The sequence below is a fragment of the Pseudomonas cistanchae genome (genome assembly GCF_054483635.1).
The window spans coordinates 244,040-261,509 of sequence record NZ_JBTLWN010000001.1 but is presented as its reverse complement, the minus strand read 5'-3'; the positions used below and the strand labels follow the sequence as shown (position 1 = coordinate 261,509).

Below are 17,470 nucleotides of genomic sequence, written 5' to 3'. Positions count from 1 at the left end.
GTTCAACCGCGCTGCAGAAGGAAGTCGGTCACCCGCGCCGCGCTGTCCGCCGGGCGTTCCTGCATAAAGCAGTGCCCACCGGGCACTACCTGGCCCTGGACGTGCGCATTGCTCGCGCACCAGCGCGCTACCGACTTGGCTACAAATGGATAACTGCGTTCGCCGTAGAGCACCTGGGTCGGCGTTGTCACCTTGGCCAGCGAGGGCCACAGGCGTTTGGGAAAAGAGCTGAAAACCTCCGCCTCGCGGGTCGGCCGGCACTTGAGCTCGACGCCTGCCTCGGTGTCCTTCAGGGCATGGGTGATGTAGGCGTCGAAGGCATCCTCCTGCCAGCCGCGAAACATTCCGCGCCCGTGCAGCGCCGCGTGGGCAGCCGCCCGATCCGGCCAGTGCTGGCGGCGTTTACGAGCCTTGCTCGCCATGCTGTTGCGACTGCTCAGACCGACCACATCGGACAACGCCATGACGCCAATCATCGCCGGCGAGAACAGCACCGGGTCGAGCAGCACGGCGCGGCGAAACAGGTGCGGCTGCTGTGCCAGCATCAGGCTGGTCAGCACTCCGCCGAAGCTATGGCCAAGGGCGTAGACCGGCGCTTCGGCAAAGGCCTCGCGACCCGCAGCAAAGGCCTCCAGGGCCAGCTCCGCACTGCGGTTCCAGCCATGGAAGCGGCCGCCGTGATCGCTGTCGCCATGGCCCTGCGCATCGCACAACCACAGGTCGAAATCCTCGGCTAGCAGCTTCAGCATCGGGGTGTAGACGCGGCCGCAATAACCGTTGCCGTGCAGAAAATGCAACAGCGGTTTGCCCGACGGCGGCGAATGCCAGCCGCGAAGGGTAAAACCGGCGGAAGTGGAGTGGCACCATTGGTTTAACTGCATGGGAATACACGCGCGATGGAGGATTGGCTAGCAGGCTGTTGAAAACGTAGGCGAGGCAGGCAAGACAAGGCAAAAACAGGCGAGGAAGCGGAGTTTACGTGCTGTAAATGAGCATTCCGAGACGCCGAGTCCCGGCCTGTTTTTTAACGCAGTATTGCCAACGTAGGTAGTTTTTCAACGGCCTGCTAGGCGTGCCGGCGGCGAAACTCGCCAGTCAGCCCCGGGCGCGCCACAATATCGACTCCCACACCGCGCCTCAAGGATGACTGGCGATGTTCGTTCTGACCGAATCCCCCCATTCCGCATTTCTTCACCACCTGCAAGAACGCCTGCAAGGCCACGGCATCCAGTGCCTGGTCAGCGAGATCGGGCCGAGGGTCGATGGCGAGGTTCAGTTCGCCATCCAGTTGCCGTTGTACAGCCAGATGGTCGACGCACGGCGCCTGCTGTACCGCAGCCGTCACTTCGCAAATAGCATCGACCCGCGCTTCGACGATGCCTTCAGCGAGCTGCGCGCACAGCCACACCATCAGCTGATGGACTGCCTGACCTCGCCCTGGGCGCTGCGCATCAGCATGCTTTGCGTGGCAATCCTGCTGGCGGGCCTGGCGGTCGAAGCCATGGCGTTATAGCACCGGATCAGTCAGCCGGCAGTCGCTGAAGCGGCGGCTCAGATCGGCGACGTCCTGCGCTTCGCGAAATATCAGTTCCAGCCGCGAGTCCTTGCGCCATTCGCTGTTCTGCCAGTGCAGGACGGCGGACGGACCTGCAACGGCGTTCGCCGACAGCCATCCGGCGTTGCTGTACAGCACCAGCTTGGCGCGCAGCCAGGGCAGCGTGTGCAACCACTGCTGCACCCGCATCAGCTCGAAACGCTGGCTGGGGTGCCAGCGCCAGCCGATGCTCCAGCCTTCCGGGCGGTCCTGGAACTGGCAGATCGGCTCGGCCGGATTACGCCAGATCTGCGCCAGCGGCGCCGCGGTAGCGGGCAGTTCGAGCGGGCCTGGGCTGAAATCGGCCTTGGCGGCGAAGCCTGGCAACTGCGTCAGCGGCAACTCGCCCTGCCGGGTCCAGAACAGCGGTCGCTCGGGCAATTGCGTCTGGACACGCGCCTTCGCCGCGGTATCGAGCCCTTCGGCCTTATTCAGCACCAGCAAACCGGCACTGCTCAGTGTCGCCTGCTGGCTGCTGGGCAAGGGTTCTCCATGGGCCAGGGCTGCGGCATCCAGCACCAGCACCGGTGCCTGCACGGCCAGCACGCCGGCCCAGGGCGCGGCACGTAGCTGCTCCAACAACTGCAGCGGGTGGCCGAGGCCGGAAGGTTCGATCAGCAGGCGATCCGGTTTGGCATTGCGCAGCAGCCGGCTCAAGCCAACCTGAAAGGGCACGCCGTTGACGCAGCAGACACAGCCGCCGGCCACCTCGCTCATGACGACGCCTTCGTCAGAGCTGCCAAGCAGCGCCGCATCCAGGCCGATCAGGCCGAATTCGTTGATCAGCAGCGCCCAGCGTTCGTCGGCCGGACGCTGGCCAAGCAACGCGCGGATCAGGCTGGTCTTGCCGGCACCCAACGGGCCGGCGATCACATGGGTCGGGATGTTTTTCAGCATGGGCCTTATGGTGCAGTTCCGGACGCGATAGGGAAAGGCATACGGCCGTTGCAGAGGGCAAGAAGGCTATATGGCCTGCAACGGGCGACCGCCGATGCGCAGACGAGCTAAAAGCGCCGTGGTAGAGTCGCCGCACAGTCATTCAGGGGCAATTCAATGCGCGTATGTGTACTGCTGGGCCTGTCCATTCTGTCCAGCCTGGCATGGGGCGAGGCCTGCATCGTGCGCAGCCAGGCCGAGCGTCTGGACGTCAAGGTGTGCCAGCAGAACCGCAGCATCCCGCCCACTCTGTTTCGCACCGGCTTTTGCCAGCCGCAACTCAAGGGCCAGAAGGTCGCCGTCGAGTTCGTCGAGCAGTGCCCGATCGGCGCCTTCGGCGTATGCCGCAACTCTACCGTCGGCGGCACGCCCTACAAGCAGGACGTGCACTATTACGGCGTGGCCACCGATGCCGCTTATCTCAAGCCCTTCTGCGAGCAGCAGAGCAAAGGGGTGTGGATGGCGCGTTAAGCGCCAATACCCCTGACTCCCACGTCAGGCCAGCCAATCCAGCGTCAACAACAACCGCCGCTCCCCTTCCGGCGGCTGCGGCGACCGGTGAATCAACCCACCACCCTCGTTGCCTATCCATTTCTCGCCTTTGGCCAGCAGCACATCGCCGACCGCGGCGCACTGTATCAGCGCCGCATCCTGCGGTTCCGCAGTTGGGTCGCCGAGGCGCTGACGCGCCATAACGCCCTCGTCCAGCCACTGGCTACCGACCCCGGCATAGGTGGTGATCAGTCGCAGCGGCACATGATCGACATGAAAACGCGGGCACATCGCCTTGTCCAATGTGCGCAAGCGCAGGCCAATGCACCGGGCGTCGACCAGGCAGGCAAAGGCGCCGACCAGCCAGGCGACATCGGCGATAAAAGCCCCGTGGCCGGGCAGGTCGCGGTAATGGCCGAGCAGCTCGCCGAGTTCGGGCTCGGGATCGGCGCTTGGCAATTCCAGGGTCAGGGTCTCTGCCAAGGGTTGGCCCATGGCCAATAACAACGTGGCGAAGTCGGCGATTTGCGCCGGCAGTTGGCGTTGCCAGAGCGACAGATTGATGTGATCTTGGAGCACCTCGCAGAACACATCCACTTGATCGCTGGCCACCTGGGTCAGCGGTTGCTTGAGTCGCGGCGCGAGCATCAGGCGGCCTCCTCCTCGACCCAGGGGCCGAATGGATCGGGCAGCGTCAGCCAGGCGTCGGCGCCCTGAGCCATTTCCGCATCGTCGAGCAGACAGGCGTCCAATTCGGCGCAGAGCTGGGCGAAGTCGATGTTCTGGCCGATAAACACCAGCTCCTGGCGGCAGTCGCCGGTCTGCGTTTCCCAGTTTTTCATGATCGCCTGCAGGCCTTCGTCGTCCGTCGGCCATTGGCTTTTCGGCACGAAACGCCACCAGCGTCCGGCAAACCCGTGGCGCATCAGACCGCCAGCCTGGGACCAGCTCCCCGCTTCCTGGTACTTGCTGGCCAGCCAGAAAAAACCCTTGGAGCGCAGCAGGCGGCCATTGGTCCATTCGCGGTTGATGAAGGTGAAAAAGCGCTCGGGATGGAACGGCCGCCGGGCGCGGTAAGCGGTGGAGGCGATGCCGTACTCCTCGGTTTCCGGCAGGTGCTCTCCGCGCAGCTCCTTGAGCCAGCCGGGCGCCTGGGCGGCACGTTCGAAGTCGAAACGCCCGGTGTTGAGGATCTTGCTCAGCGGCACTGCGCCCATGGCCATGGGCAGAATCTCGGCGTGGGTGTTGAGCCCGCGCAGGATGGCAATCAGTTCTTCGCGCTCATGGCTGCTGATCAAATCGATCTTGCTGACCAGGATCACGTCGGCGAACTCGACCTGCTCGATCAGCAGATCGGTGATCGAACGCTCGTCCTCTTCGCCGAGGGTTTCGCCGCGGCTGGCCAGGCTGTCGGCCTCGTGGAAATCGCGCAGGAAGTTGACCCCATCGACCACCGTTACCAGGGTATCGAGGCGCGCCAAGTCGGCCAGGCTCTGGCCCTGCTCATCGCGGAAGGTGAAGGATTCGGCCACCGGCAAGGGCTCGGAGATACCGGTGGACTCGATCAGCAGGTAATCAAAGCGGCCATCGCGGGCCAGGCGGCCCACTTCTTCCAACAAGTCTTCGCGCAGGGTGCAGCAGATGCAGCCGTTGCTCATCTCCACCAGCTTCTCTTCGGCGCGATTGAGGCTGACATCGCGCTGCACCTCGCTGCCGTCGATATTGATCTCGCTCATGTCGTTGACGATCACCGCGACCTTCAGGCCGTCGCGGTTCTTCAGTACATGGTTGAGCAAGGTGCTTTTACCGGCGCCGAGAAAGCCGGAGAGCACGGTTACGGGAAGGCGATTGTTCATGGTTTCAGGCTCCATCAGGGTTCGGCGTGACGCAGGTGTTTTTCGCGTTGTTCCTGGCACTTTTTGTTCGGTGGTGGTCAGGTGAAGGTGCTTCCGCTTGGCCAAGACACTGTCGGTTTCACGGGTCTGCCGCCGAATAATAGGTTATAACATAACATTAAATGCGTTTACTTGGCGCTGGTACGAGCAAAGCGACTGCATCGAAATCTGAGCATTCGGCTACCAGCGCGCTCGCCTTCAGTTCGTTATGCACTGCAAGCCAGCATTTATAGGGGTTTCACGTGGAACTGCCGTTTCGACAATTGCAGCCTACAGTGACCGCATAGGTATTTGTGCTATCTCCAGCAACGGCAGTCCTATGCTTGAGGCGCCAAGCGTCAGCGCTGAAAATGGCCGACGCTTTTCCCGAGGATCGCTTATGCCGTCATCTGCTGAATTCTTTCTGCGCGACTATCAGCCCAATGATCTCGCTGCGATCATCGAGTTGTTCACCGAGGCGGTCGACATGCTGGCCGCGACGCATTACGACGCTGCTCAGCGCGCGGCCTGGGCGCCAGAGGAGGTCGACCGGGAAGGCTGGCAAATGCGTCTGGCAACGCTGCAGGTTCGGCTTGCCGACGACGACGGCAAGCTCGCGGGGTTTATCGGCTTCAGCCTGGACGGTCATATCGACCTGCTGTTCACTTCACCGGCCTATGCTCGCCGGGGCGTCGCCAGGGCGCTCTATCAAGATGCCGAGCAGCAGCTAGCCACCGCGGGCAACGCCACGATATTTACCGAAGCCAGCCTGGTGGCGCGGCCATTCTTTGCGCAGCAGGGGTTCGCCGTAACGGAAGCGCAGACGGTGCTACGCGGCGCGGTGGCCTTGCAGCGATTTGCCATGAGCAAGACGCTGCAATAACGCTGTGCACTTAATCGATGCGAGACGGCTCGCATCGGCAATAAATGCTACCAACCCCCACCGCCGCCGCCACCGCCTCCCCCGCCGGATGAGCCACCCCCGGATGAGCCGCCGGACGACGAGGCGCTGGCGGGCGCCGATGCGGAGCTCGCCGTTGCGGTACTCAAACCGCTGGTCAGGCGCTCGGAAAGGCCCTGCGGGCTGCTGAAGGTCCGCGCATTGCTGTACCAGTCCGGTCGATACGCCTGTCGGGTATCGATCAGGCCACTCGCCAAAGCATGATCGAGCCGCTCGCTCCACTGCTGTTCGACACCCAGCGCCATGGCATAGGGCAGATGCTGTTCATACAACGCGATGCTCATGGCGGGCGCCTTGCCTGCCCGCGCCAGGGTGTCGCTTTCGGCCAGGGCCAGGTAGTCGCGATAGCCTTCGATATGGTCCAGCAACGCGCGGCCGCGCAGCGTCGGCGCCTCCAGCCAACTGCGGAACGCCACGCAAACCGCCACCATGGCCAGCACCAGGCCCAGGTTGAAGGGGGCGACAACAGTGTGCATGGCCGCCAGCGACGCAAGGCCCACGCTGCCAAAAATCACCCCGAAGATGGCATAAAAACGGGTATCGCTCGCAGCGTCACGCGAGAACAGGCCGCGCACTGCCAAGATCAGGGTGATAAGCCCGGGAACGCCAAAAGCGAACGTAAACACCAGCGTGAATATGACGAAGCCGATTTCATCGCTGCCTTCGAGTCCGGCGATCTGGGTTACCACGATGCCGAGGACAATCACTGCAACGCCCCACCACCAGATGCCCCGGTTGAATTTGAAACAGGCGTCACGCTGCTCCTTCTCCAGCGTCGCGCGCAAGGCCGACACCGCTGTCGCCAGGCGTGGCTGGTAGCTCCCGCCTACGCTCAACTCCGGCTTTTTGCCATTCTTGAATAGCGTCTGCAACGCGAGCTGCTCGCCTCTGGACAATGGCTGCCCGCCCGCTCCCAGACGCAGGATGAAACCACTGCCGCTTTTCGCGTCCTGCATCAGGATCGCGCCTTTTATCGCCAGGCTGGTCAGGGCCACTGTCAGGGCGCGAACCTCGTCGTAACCGTTGCGCCAACCCCGATTCCAGACATAGCCAAGCGCCGCCGGCGACAGCCCCGAAGGCGCTTCGAACAACGGAATGATCACGCCCTTGCGGGGGTCGCGGCCGACCCGCCGCCAATGCCATAGATAGAACAGCAGAACGCCGATCAACACGACCAGGCCGATTGCTGTGCCCGGGTTGTCACCGAGCAACCAGCTGAATCGGGTCAGTCGATCCGGTTGTGGCACCAGGCCCGCCGGCCAGGCGATGGCGACGGTAAAGCCTTCGCCGGGTTGCAACTCACGGGTGGTGGCCAGCTGCAGCTGCGCGCCCTGCTGTTCAACCAGCCGATAATCCTTGCCCTGCTCGCCGCGCCAACCGGTATAGCCTTCGACCGCATGGGCGACCGCGCCCTTGGGCAAGGTGACGCGAATGCTGGCCTGCTCAATTGGGAACTGCCAGTTATTGCCGGTGACATTCCAGTACAGCTCGTCTTCGCCATCGCGCTGTAGCAACTGGCGGGTCGTGCGATAGCGCAGCTCGTACAGGTAGCGACCGGGCTCTAACAGCACGTTCGAGTCGCCAACATAAATCCGCTGCACGGCGTTCACCCGTTCGCTGAAATGGGCTTCGGGCAGCCCGTCGCGACGAACGTCGAGCAGCTCGAAACCAACCTTCTGGTTGAGCAGCAGCGCGTTGATCGAGCGCACCGGAAAGTCGCGAAAAATCCCGCGCTGGATCGCCTCGCCCGTGGCCCATACACCGATACGTTCGGTCACCAGCAGATCGCCGTTGGCCTCGACCTGCAGCTCGACGGCAAAGCTCTCTATACGTTCGCGCTGATCCGCCAGCGTCGGCAGCGCCGGGCCCAGCATCAATCCAAGCAGCAGTGCCGCGCGTTTCAGATAACCGGCCATCTCAGAGCTCCAGTGCCGGTGACTGCCCTTCACGGGCGTCGCCCAGGGCGAAGTAGGCGGCGGGCGCAAAGCCGAACGCACGGGCCACCAGGTTGCTGGGTACCGACTCAACCTGGATGTTGAGCTCGCGCACCGCGCCGTTATAGTAACGACGCGCCATCTGGATCTGTTCTTCGAGTTCGCTGAGGCTTTTCTGCAGGGCCAGGAAATTGGCATCGGCCTTCAGTTGTGGGTAGCTCTCCGCCAGGGCGAAAACCCGCAGCAGCGCATTCGACAGCTGGCCTTCAGCTAAGCCACGCACGTTCACCGGATCGGATTCATGGTGGCCAACATTGGCGCGCTGCTGCACCAGCGACTCCAGGGTGTCGCGCTCATGAGCCATATACAGCTTTACGCACGTGACCAGGCTGGGAACCAGACTGGAGCGCCGCTTGAGCTGGACGTCGATGCCGCTCCAGGCTTCGGCGACGCGGTGGCGGTTGAATACCAGCCGGTTATAGCAATACACGCCGGCAATGCCGACGGCTACCGCCAACGCCCCCGCCCACCACATCCACGCCTCGACTCCAGCCATGCGCAACGCTCCCTGAAAGGCCCGACGGCCAGCGCAAAAAAGTGGCTAACCCTAGCGCAGCGGCACCCAGGCTTCCAGCGGTTGGTGCACAGTGCTAGCGAGCTACGGCTGCAGCGAGGTCTCTACCGTTCGGCTATTGCCGCGTTCGTCGGCTTGGAGAGGAAAGGTACGCACGCTAAGGTAAACCCAACTTCTACAGCCCCGCTTTCCGAGGCTTCGCAATGAACGGTGCGCTTTCGCTGATTATCATCTGTGGCCTATTGAGTGGCCCGGCAGTCGCGCAGACCTATAAGGTCGGCGTCGAATTGCAGCCGTATAAGCCAATATCGATGATCGAGGCTGGTGAATATCAGGGTTATGGTCGCGACTTGCTGGACGCGTTCGCCGCCCACGAAGGCCATCAGTTCATCTACGTGCCGTTGCCCGTGCGGCGCCTGCTCAAGGATTTCCTCGCTGCCAAGGTGGATTTCAAATTCCCCGACGACCCGCAATGGAATGGCGACCAGAAACGGGGTTACCGGATTTACTACAGCCAGGCAGCCGCCACCTATATCGATGGCGTATTGGTGCGTCCCGAACATCTCGGCAAGGGGGTAGAACGAATCCGAGTGCTCGGTACCCAGCGGGGTTTCACGCCCTGGCCTTACATCCCGCAGATCGAAAGTGGGCAGATGACGGTGAACCTGAGCAATCAGGTGTCACCGTTGCTACGGATGGCGATCAACGGCCGGGTGGATGCCATCTACGTCAACCCACTGGTGGCGCGCAGCGTGCTCCAGGCCGAGCAATTGCCCGCTGACGCCCTGGTCTTCGACCCGAGCCTGCCGCACGCTGACGGCCATTACGCCCTTTCCAGCCTGCAGCACCCGGAGGTAATCGCCGAGTTCGACGCCTTCTTACGCGATAACCCGACGCTGGTACGCCGCCTCAAGGATAAGTACGCCCTGGACTAGGCGAGCGCCTGCACGTCCAAGGTGCGCGAACGTTGCGTGGCCAGTACCCGCGAACGACGCTTCTTGGCCCAAATGACCACGCCCGTCAGCGACAGCATCGCCACCGCCAGGCCGAGTAACGACACCAGAATACGCCCGGGCAAACCGAGAATTCGCCCTGAATGCAGGGGAAACTGCGCCTGCATGAAGATATCCCCGGCACTGCCACTGCCTGGAATCTGCGTGCCCGCAATGGCACCGCTCTGGCCGTCCAGATACAGCCACGGATTGCCCAGGCCACCGTCGCCGTGATCGTTCTCCGCGGTGTAGAAACCCACCCCGTACACATCGAACTCCGGTGAGTAGAACAGGCCACCGGCCGGCTTCTCCAGGCCCAGACGTCGAGCCTCGGTCTGCGCCAGCTGGAGTGCTTCAGTGCGACTGATGCCCGGTTGCTTCTGCTCGTCGAGGCTGACCGGGGTGCGGCTGGCGAACGGGCTGGGGGTTAGCGGCGAGAACAGCTCAACCAGTGGCCGCGTCACCTGCACGTTGAGGTTCATCGACACCGACGTGACCGCCAGAATCAGCAGCAGGCCCCAGATCCACACGCCGCCGGAACGATGCAGGTCGAAGTTCAGCTTGTAGCCGCCCTGCTTCCAGCGAAAGGCAAAGGATTTACGCCAGACCCGCCAGCTGGGAAACGACAGCCACAGCGCGATGAAAGCATCCAGGGTCCAGACAATCGCGACGATGCCGAACAGCAGAATGCCCAGCTGCATGCCAAACCCGTCGGGAATGTGCAGGCTGTAGTGCAGCTTGTAGAGGAACGGCATCAGGTTCTCGCGGCTCAGCGACACCTCGCCCCACATCCGCCGGCCCTGCTCCTCGCCTGTTACAGGGTCGAGGGCCACCTGGTTAAAGTCCAGTTCATAGGCCTTGCCGGTGGCCGGATCGACACGTGGATTGACGCTGACGCCAAAGGCATGGCCCGGCTCGGTGTAGAGCGGCATAAAGCCGACCTGCAAGCGCGGGTCACGCGCTTCTAATTGCGCAGCCAAGGCCTGCGGCGTTTGTGCCGGCCCTTCGCTGCGCGCTTCGAACAACTGCGGGTTAAGCCATTCGTCGATCTCGTGATCCCAGGAAATCACGGCGCCTGTTAGGCCGGAAACGAACAGGAACACCGCGATAAACAGGCCAAACCAGCGGTGCAGCACAACAAAGGCGGAACGCATGGGCTTTCTCGTCACAATAATTGGCAACATGCCGGCGACCTGTTCGGTGCCGGCACGGTAGCTTTTTTAGTATTTCCAGCTGACAGTCATGCTGGCGTTGCGCGGCGCGGCATAGAAGCCCTGCTCCCAATACAGGCTGGAAAGGTACTTCTCATCGGTCAGGTTGTTGAGGTTGGCCGAAACGGTCCAACTCGGATCGATGTCATAAGCCGCCATCAGCCCGACCAGGGCATAGGCATCCTGCTTGATCCGTCCGGCACTGCCATCGGGTAACGCCACGTCGCGATAGACGTCATCCTGCCAACTGAGGTTGGCGCCGACCTTCAGCTGCGGAAGCTGCGGGATCCGGTAGCTGCTGGAGGCACGCAGCATATGCTTCGGCGCATAGGTACGGCCATGGCTGTGATCCGAATTTTGAATGTCGACGTAGGTATAGCCGCCCATGACTTGCAGACCCGGCAGTACCTCACCGGACACCTCCAGTTCATAGCCTTCGCTCAGATAATCGGCACCCTCGTAGAGTTGCTTGCCACTGACCGGATCGAAGCGGAGGGACTCGGCGACATTGGACTGCTTGGTCTTGAATACCGCAGCCGAGACGTTCAGCTTGCCGTCCAGCAGCTCTCCCTTCACGCCCACCTCGTAGTTTTCGCCCTCTATCGGGTCGAGGCGCGTGAGGTCAGCCCCTTCTTCCTTCTGCGGATTGAATATCTCGGTGTAGCTGGCGTAGAGCGAGTATTGGTCAGTCAGGTCATAGACCAAGCCGGCGTAGGGCAGGATGGACTCGTCCTTGCGCGTGCGATCCTGACCATAGGAGAAGCCGTCGCTCTTCAGCTCAATCGAGCGGGCACCCGCTATGAAGGACAGTTCCTCGGTCAGGCTGAAACGCGCGGCCGAGTAGAAGCTCTTCTGCTTGTCCTCATACTCGCCGCCATCCAAACTTCCCCAGCCGGTCGGCTTGGGGAAATTCCCGTTGTAGATGTCATCCGAGGGTACGGCGACGGAGAACCCGGGGATGTAGCGCGACAGCTCTTCCACTTCGGACTTGTACCAGTTGGCACCAAGTACCAGCTCGTGCTCTCGTCCTGCCAGGCTGAAAGGGCCACCGACCGACACATCAGCCACCCATTGATGGATATCGGCCGAGTATTCCGATGGATAGCCAGATAGCCCCTCCCCGGTCGACTCATCCGGAGTACCGAAAACGTAGAACAGCTCCGAGTTGCTCTTCTTCTTCACGTAGGTGACGTTGCCTTTGGCTTGCCAGCCATTGGCGAAGCTGTGAGTCAGCTCGCCGAACGTGCGCTCCTCCTGATTGTTCCACCATGACCAGTCGGCAGCCGTACTGGTCGAGCGCGACAAGCGAGTTGGGTTGCCAGCGGAGTCGAACAGCGGCAGCGCGCCCCACAAAGGGCTGTCGGCGTGGTTTTTGTCCAGGCTATAGCCGATCGAAAACAGGGTATCAGGGCTCAAATCGGCTTCGAGCACACCGTAGAACACGTTGACCTCGCGTGAGTAGCGATCGAGGTAGGAGTTCTTGTTTTCGTTGGCGTAGACCGCCCGGCCGCGGACGTTTCCTTCGTCAGTTAGCGCGCCGGAGACATCGGTCTGGATGCGACGCTCGTCCCATGAGCCAGCGGTCAAATCCACGCGCGCCTGCGGCGCGACAGTCGGGCGCTTGCGCACGAAGTTGACGGTAGCAGACGGGTTGCCGCTGCCGCTCATAAGGCCGTTGGCGCCTCGTAGCACTTCAATACGCTCGAACGGAGCAAGATCAATGGAGCCATCCTGGTTGCCGGAAGAGAACGGAATACCAACACCATCGAACTGGAAGTTGGTGATGTCGAAGCCACGCGAGGTGAAGTACGTACGGTCGGTCTCAATCTCCTCAACCGTCACACCGGGGGTAAATTTCAGCACATCGTTGACGCTGTTGAGCTGAAAGTCTTCGATCTGAGCACGGGTAATGGTGGAGATCGACTGCGGCGTCTGTCGTGGCGTCAGTTCCAGCTTGGTGGCAGCGCTGCTTGGTACAGCCTTGTAGCTGTCGGGCTGCTCGGCATTGGCGCTGCCGACCACGGTCTGGGCATCAAGCTGCACCGCCGCGTCTTCAGCTGCCAGGGCATGGTTGAAACTGCAGGCGGCGGCGACGGCCACGGCAAGACGGGTCTTTCTGGAAAACACAGGACTCTCCCCAATGCGAAATATCGAATGCCTGCAGGGTCGTCCTTGGTTGCAGGAAGTGGTCACCAGCACGTCAACGTCCGGCGTTTAATCGCCAGATCGTAATGCTAATAATTATCGACAAGATTTTCGCAGCAGAGCGCCCTGAGCGTCAACTAAATGATAAGAATTCTTATCTAAATCGCGAGACTGCGTTTTCACGCACCCTTGCCTAACTTGCGGGCGTCACGTCCTCACGGTAAATGCGCAGGCCGCGGGCCTGGTAATTGGCCAGTGCGCTGGGGTGATCGAGGCTGCAGGTGTGTACCCAGACCCGCGTGGTGCCAGGCCAGCTCCAGGCCGACTGCAGCGCGTGGGTCAGCAGCGGACCGCCGAAACCCTGACCGAAAAAAGCCTCGGCCAGGCCGAAATAAAGAATCTCCACCGCACCGTCAGCATCCCGCAGCAGCTCGTAATACCCGGCGATGGCGCCCTGGTGATAGGCCACCCAGGTGCGGTGGTTGGATTGCTCGATCAATTCGCGCCATTGCGCATCCGTCCAGCTGAGTTTGTCGGTCCACTGCCAGGGCTCGCCAACCAACTGGTAGAGAAAACGATTGAGTTGAAACTGCTTGTACGCACATCCGACAACGCTCAAATCCACCGGCAACGGCTTGGCGCGGATCTGTTCGGGGTGCTGCATTTCCAGGTAATAGGTGGTGTAACTCATTGGCGTCCTGCTCGGTAATCACGAAAATCGGGGCGGGCCTATCAGGCCAGCCAAGATAACCAACCCCGGGCCATAAGCAAGATTCTGCACCAGCGCAAAGTGCCCCGTAGGGTGCGCTGCGCGGACAGGATTTCGCAGCCTGCCTTGGTGCGCACGGCGCACCCTACGGGGCGGGAACCTGAGCAGAGCCAGAAAAAACAAAACCCCCACCGGCTGGGCCAAATGGGGGTTCTCCTCTACAACAACCAAGGCTTGTGGCCCGGGAGCGAACGCAGCCTTAGCCGTCGTCCTGGCCTGCCGCCGAGGCGGCCGGGGAGCTTTGCTCACAGCTCCAGAGTTCCAACGCCGGCTGGGTCGCTTGTGGCGGGCCGAGCCATTCACTCATGAAGTGGCAACGCTGGTTGAAACACAGTTGGTAATCCCCTGCTTCGGGGGTTCGCCCCACACGCAGCGGTTGCAAGGGTGGTAGCTGACGCTGGTAGTGCCAGCTGCCCTCACGCAGTTCGGCGCCGTCTGGAATCTCCATACCGGCCCCGGAACCCTTGACCCGCGCCTCGCCGAGGAGCAATCCCTCAGGCGTAACGCGGTAATCCTCCTCCCAGCGAATCTTCTCGATGGTGTGCGTCCAGGCCAGGGTGAAGCTGGGCGTGGGCACTTCTGCCCATACCGCGCCAGCCAAACCCAGGCACAGGCCGATCACGCGGCAGCCGCTGCCGGACGGCGACGGGCGCGCCAGATGTGCTGACCGATCAGCAACAGGCCGACGGCGAAGCCGATTTCGTCACTGATGGGCAGTGCCAGAATCAGCGACACGCCAGCGCCAAAGGCAAGCAGGCGCTCCCACCAGGCCAACGGCAGGCTGAGGTGGCCCACCACCGCGACGCCCCACAGGCCGATGGCCAGGCTGGCCTTAACAAACATGTAGAGCGTCGCCATCCAGCTATCGCCCTGCATCATCAGCGCGGGGTCATACACGGCCATGAATGGCACGACAAACCCTGCCGCGGCAATACGCACTGCCCAGAGGCTGATCTTGAAGCCGTTTTCCTTGGCGATTGGCGCAGCCGCGAAGCAGGCCAGCGCCACCGGCGGCGTCAGGTCAGCCATCAGTCCGAAGTAGAAAACGAACATGTGCGACACAATCAGCGGCACACCGAGATCGAGCAGTGCCGGTGCTGCAATGGCGCTGGTGATGATGTAGTTGGGAATGGTCGGGATGCCCATGCCCAGAATCAGGCAGGTGATCATCGTCAGCACCAGCGACAGGAACAGGTTGTTCTGCCCAATGGCGAGGATGTATCCGGCAAAGGTGGTGGCGATCCCGGTCAGCGACACCACGCCAATGATCACCCCGACCAGGGCGCAGGCGATGCCCACCGGAATGGCATGACGTGCCCCTTCGACCAGCGCATGCAGGCACGCTTGCAGGGTTTCATGGCCGCCCTTGATGAACCAGCAGGCCGCCACCAGCGCAGCGATCACGCCGAAGACCACGCCGATGCCGAGCTGGAAGAAGCCAGCGCAAAGAATCCCCAGGGCGACCCAGAACGCCATGCGCATCTTGGTCGACGACACCCGCAGGATGATCGCCGAGCCGAGGATGACGATGGCCGTCAGGGCCAACCCGACGGTGCCGGAGAACATCGGCGTACGCCCGGAGAACAGCAGGTAGACCAGCACCAGCAGCGGAATCAGCAGGTACCAGCGCTCCTTTACCGCTTGCCAGGCGCTAGGGCACTGTTCCTTCGGCAAGCCGCGCAGATTGAGGCGCTTGGCCTCCAGATGAACCATCCAGAACACCGAACCGAAATACAGCAGCGCCGGAATCAGCGCGGCCTTCGCCACCTCGATGTAGGGCACATTGATGGTCTCGGCCATGATGAAGGCGACCGCACCCATCACCGGCGGCATGATCTGGCTGCCCATGCTGGCGGTGGCTTCCACCGCACCGGCGAACGCCGGGCGATAGCCGAAGCGCTTCATCAGCGGGATGGTGAACTGTCCGGTGGTGACCACGTTGGCTACACCCGAACCGGTGATCGTGCCCATCAGAGCCGATGACACCACCGACACCTTGGCCGGGCCACCGAGCTTGTGGCCGAACAGGCCCATGGCGAAGTCGGTGAAGAGTTTGATCATGCCGGCCTGTTCGAGAAACGCGCCGAACAGGATGAACAGGAAGATGTAGGTCGCCGAGACATAGGTCGGCGTGCCGTAGAAGCCTTCGGTGCCGAATGACAGCTGGTTGACGATCTGGTCGAAGCCGTAGCCGCGATGGGCGAGATCGCCCGGCAGGTACTGACCGAACAGGCCGTAGGCGAGAAAGATCGCGCAGATAAATGGCAGGGCGATGCCCATTACCCGCCGCGCCGCTTCGAAGATCAGCAGCGTCAGGGTGATGCCGATGAACAGATCGCTGGTGGTCAGATCGCCTGAGCGCTGCACCAGATCGGCCTCGAAATACCACTGATAGAACGCGGTGGCCATCCCGGCCAGACCGAGCAACCACGCCAGCGGCTGCCAGGGACGACCATTACCTTTGGCCGGGTAGCAGAGAAATACCATCAACAGCAGGAAGCCGACGTGTCCGGCGCGCAGCACCTGGCTGGAAACCGGGTGGAATGCGGCAGTGACGATCTGGTACACGGAAAACAGCAGGGCGACATAGAACAACGCCCGCGGCCATTCGCTGGGGCTGGCAGACAGCCCTTGATGTTCACTCATGGAAATCATACCTCAATCGTGTAGAGCGATGAGAACCGCTAACAAAACCTGCCGTGCCGAGACCGACTGCACGCTGGTTTTACTAGCGCCTCTGCTATCCCTTGCAGCGGGTTGAGCCAAGCCCAACCCGCCGTTTATTCAGAGTACGCCGGCTTCCTTGTAGAAGCGTTCCGCACCTGGATGCAGCGGGATTGGCAGGCCTTCCGCGGCGGTTTTCAGGGTGATGTCCTTGGCTGCGGAGTGAGCATTGCCCAGGCGCGCCAGGTTGTCGAACATCAGCTTGGTCATCTGGTAGGCCACCTCGTCAGACACGCCCTGATGGCTTACCAGGATGTTGGTGATGGCGGCAGTCGGAACGTCGCTGTCCTGACCGTCATAGGTGCCGGCCGGAATGACCTTGGCCTGGTAGGCGCTGCTGCCGATCTTGGCCACCACATCTGCGGGAATCGCCACGAAGGTGATTGGCACCATCGATGCCAGGTCGCGAATTGCCGCCATGCCCAGGCCGGAGGATTGCAGGGTGGCATCCAGCTGACGGTTCTTGATCAGCTCGACCGATTCCGCATAGGGCATGAACTCGACACGGCCCATATCCTCGTAGGTCAGACCGGCAGCCTTGAAGATGGCGCGAGCGTTGAGCTCGGTGCCAGACTTCGGTGCGCCAACGGAGATGCGCTTGCCCTTGAGGTCGGCCAGGGTCTTGATCCCCGACTCCTTGCTGGCGACGATCTGGATGTAGTTGGGGTAGGTCGCGGCGATGGCGCGCAGCTTGCTCAGCGGCGCCTTGAAGCCTGCGTCCTCTACGCCCTTCCACGCATCGTCGACCGAATCGCCAAGGGCGAACGCCAGTTCGCCACGGCCAGCCTGCAGCAGGTTGAGGTTTTCCACCGAGGCCTTGGTTGCCTGCACCGACGTCTTCGAGCCCTCGATGCCGTTGCCGTATGCCTGCGACAGGGCGACGCCAATTGGGTAGTACACGCCGCTGGTGCCGCCGGTGAGGATGTTGATGAAGGTCGGGGCGGCGATAGCCGCGGTGCTGGCAGTAAAGGCCGCAGCGGCGGCAAGTAGGCTGAGTCGTTTAGTCATTCGCATGGATAAATCTCCGTCGTTGTTATGGCTTTATTGCAGAGGTTTTCACGGTCGCCGCGCTGCGCCGACTAAAGCGGCAGCGGGTCGGGTTCAGCGCGTACGGAAAGCGGCGGGTGCCCGCGTCTGGCCAAGGCCCGGCGCGCAAGAGGTGGCATGGACAGCTGGACGACTGGCAGTCGCGATGGATGCGGGGCAGTTCATGGCGTACCTCTTGTCTTTCTTATGAGGCCCGCGAGAAATATCGCGTGGCTGA

At 62.1% G+C, this 17,470-nt stretch carries 16 protein-coding genes; 4 read left to right on the top strand and 12 right to left on the bottom strand.

What is annotated here, in order from left to right; genetic code table 11:
• Window positions 1-2: 2 nt before the first annotated feature.
• Window positions 3-881: an alpha/beta fold hydrolase gene (locus tag ACX0MV_RS01190; protein ID WP_458980664.1), complete on the bottom strand. Its 879-nt coding sequence runs from the start codon at window positions 879-881 to the stop codon at window positions 3-5.
• 272 nt (window positions 882-1,153) lie between these two features.
• Here ACX0MV_RS01190 and ACX0MV_RS01185 point away from each other — a divergent pair, with 272 nt between their 5' ends.
• Window positions 1,154-1,513 carry a hypothetical protein gene (locus ACX0MV_RS01185; RefSeq protein ID WP_458980663.1) on the top strand — a complete coding sequence of 120 codons (360 nt, stop codon included), beginning with the start codon at window positions 1,154-1,156 and terminating at the stop codon, window positions 1,511-1,513.
• Here ACX0MV_RS01185 and ACX0MV_RS01180 read toward each other — a convergent pair.
• Complete coding sequence (locus ACX0MV_RS01180) at window positions 1,508-2,491, bottom strand: CobW family GTP-binding protein (RefSeq protein ID WP_458980662.1); 984 nt, start codon at window positions 2,489-2,491, stop codon at window positions 1,508-1,510. The two genes, ACX0MV_RS01185 and ACX0MV_RS01180, sit on opposite strands and share 6 nt — an antisense overlap.
• A gap of 156 nt (window positions 2,492-2,647) precedes the next feature.
• Between ACX0MV_RS01180 and ACX0MV_RS01175 the strand changes: the two genes are divergently transcribed.
• On the top strand, window positions 2,648-3,001 hold the full coding sequence (locus ACX0MV_RS01175) for an NADH:ubiquinone oxidoreductase (protein ID WP_458980661.1): 354 nt from the start codon (window positions 2,648-2,650) through the stop codon (window positions 2,999-3,001).
• 24 nt (window positions 3,002-3,025) lie between these two features.
• On the opposite strand, the gene ACX0MV_RS01170 is transcribed toward ACX0MV_RS01175, so the two are convergent.
• Together ACX0MV_RS01170 and zigA are read right to left on the bottom strand one after the other, a co-directional pair.
• Window positions 3,026-3,670, bottom strand: coding sequence for a DUF1826 domain-containing protein (locus ACX0MV_RS01170; protein ID WP_458980660.1), 645 nt, complete (start codon window positions 3,668-3,670; stop codon window positions 3,026-3,028).
• On the bottom strand, window positions 3,670-4,878 hold the full coding sequence (zigA, locus tag ACX0MV_RS01165; protein ID WP_458980659.1) for a zinc metallochaperone GTPase ZigA: 1,209 nt from the start codon (window positions 4,876-4,878) through the stop codon (window positions 3,670-3,672). The genes ACX0MV_RS01170 and zigA overlap by 1 nt, the downstream gene beginning before the upstream one ends.
• Before the next feature lie 418 nt (window positions 4,879-5,296).
• Between zigA and ACX0MV_RS01160 the strand changes: the two genes are divergently transcribed.
• Window positions 5,297-5,779: a GNAT family N-acetyltransferase gene (locus ACX0MV_RS01160; protein ID WP_458980658.1), complete on the top strand. Its 483-nt coding sequence runs from the start codon at window positions 5,297-5,299 to the stop codon at window positions 5,777-5,779.
• A gap of 47 nt (window positions 5,780-5,826) precedes the next feature.
• Here the strand turns inward: ACX0MV_RS01160 and ACX0MV_RS01155 are convergent, their stop codons facing one another.
• Window positions 5,827-7,773: a DUF2207 domain-containing protein gene (locus ACX0MV_RS01155; RefSeq protein WP_458980657.1), complete on the bottom strand. Its 1,947-nt coding sequence runs from the start codon at window positions 7,771-7,773 to the stop codon at window positions 5,827-5,829.
• A gap of 1 nt (window position 7,774) precedes the next feature.
• Window positions 7,775-8,347: a LemA family protein gene (locus ACX0MV_RS01150; protein WP_458980656.1), complete on the bottom strand. Its 573-nt coding sequence runs from the start codon at window positions 8,345-8,347 to the stop codon at window positions 7,775-7,777.
• A 221-nt stretch (window positions 8,348-8,568) separates the two neighbouring features.
• Here ACX0MV_RS01150 and ACX0MV_RS01145 point away from each other — a divergent pair, with 221 nt between their 5' ends.
• Complete coding sequence (locus tag ACX0MV_RS01145; RefSeq protein ID WP_458980655.1) at window positions 8,569-9,300, top strand: substrate-binding periplasmic protein; 732 nt, start codon at window positions 8,569-8,571, stop codon at window positions 9,298-9,300.
• On the opposite strand, the gene ACX0MV_RS01140 is transcribed toward ACX0MV_RS01145, so the two are convergent.
• The 6 genes from ACX0MV_RS01140 to ACX0MV_RS01115 form a co-directional block, all read right to left on the bottom strand.
• Entirely contained in the window at window positions 9,297-10,511 is a 1,215-nt protein-coding gene (locus tag ACX0MV_RS01140; RefSeq protein WP_458980654.1) for a PepSY-associated TM helix domain-containing protein, read from the bottom strand. The genes ACX0MV_RS01145 and ACX0MV_RS01140 overlap by 4 nt on opposite strands.
• 66 nt (window positions 10,512-10,577) lie before the next feature.
• Window positions 10,578-12,695, bottom strand: coding sequence for a TonB-dependent siderophore receptor (locus tag ACX0MV_RS01135; RefSeq protein WP_458980653.1), 2,118 nt, complete (start codon window positions 12,693-12,695; stop codon window positions 10,578-10,580).
• A 211-nt stretch (window positions 12,696-12,906) separates the two neighbouring features.
• Window positions 12,907-13,404, bottom strand: a complete 498-nt coding sequence (locus tag ACX0MV_RS01130; RefSeq protein WP_458980652.1) for a GNAT family N-acetyltransferase — start codon at window positions 13,402-13,404, stop codon at window positions 12,907-12,909.
• Between the two features lie 277 nt (window positions 13,405-13,681).
• Window positions 13,682-14,104 carry a DUF1850 domain-containing protein gene (locus tag ACX0MV_RS01125; protein WP_458980651.1) on the bottom strand — a complete coding sequence of 141 codons (423 nt, stop codon included), beginning with the start codon at window positions 14,102-14,104 and terminating at the stop codon, window positions 13,682-13,684.
• Window positions 14,101-16,128, bottom strand: a complete 2,028-nt coding sequence (locus tag ACX0MV_RS01120) for a TRAP transporter permease (RefSeq protein ID WP_458980650.1) — start codon at window positions 16,126-16,128, stop codon at window positions 14,101-14,103. The genes ACX0MV_RS01125 and ACX0MV_RS01120 overlap by 4 nt, the downstream gene beginning before the upstream one ends.
• Window positions 16,129-16,266: 138 nt before the next feature.
• On the bottom strand, window positions 16,267-17,220 hold the full coding sequence (locus tag ACX0MV_RS01115) for a TAXI family TRAP transporter solute-binding subunit (RefSeq protein ID WP_458980649.1): 954 nt from the start codon (window positions 17,218-17,220) through the stop codon (window positions 16,267-16,269).
• Window positions 17,221-17,470 lie beyond the last annotated feature (250 nt).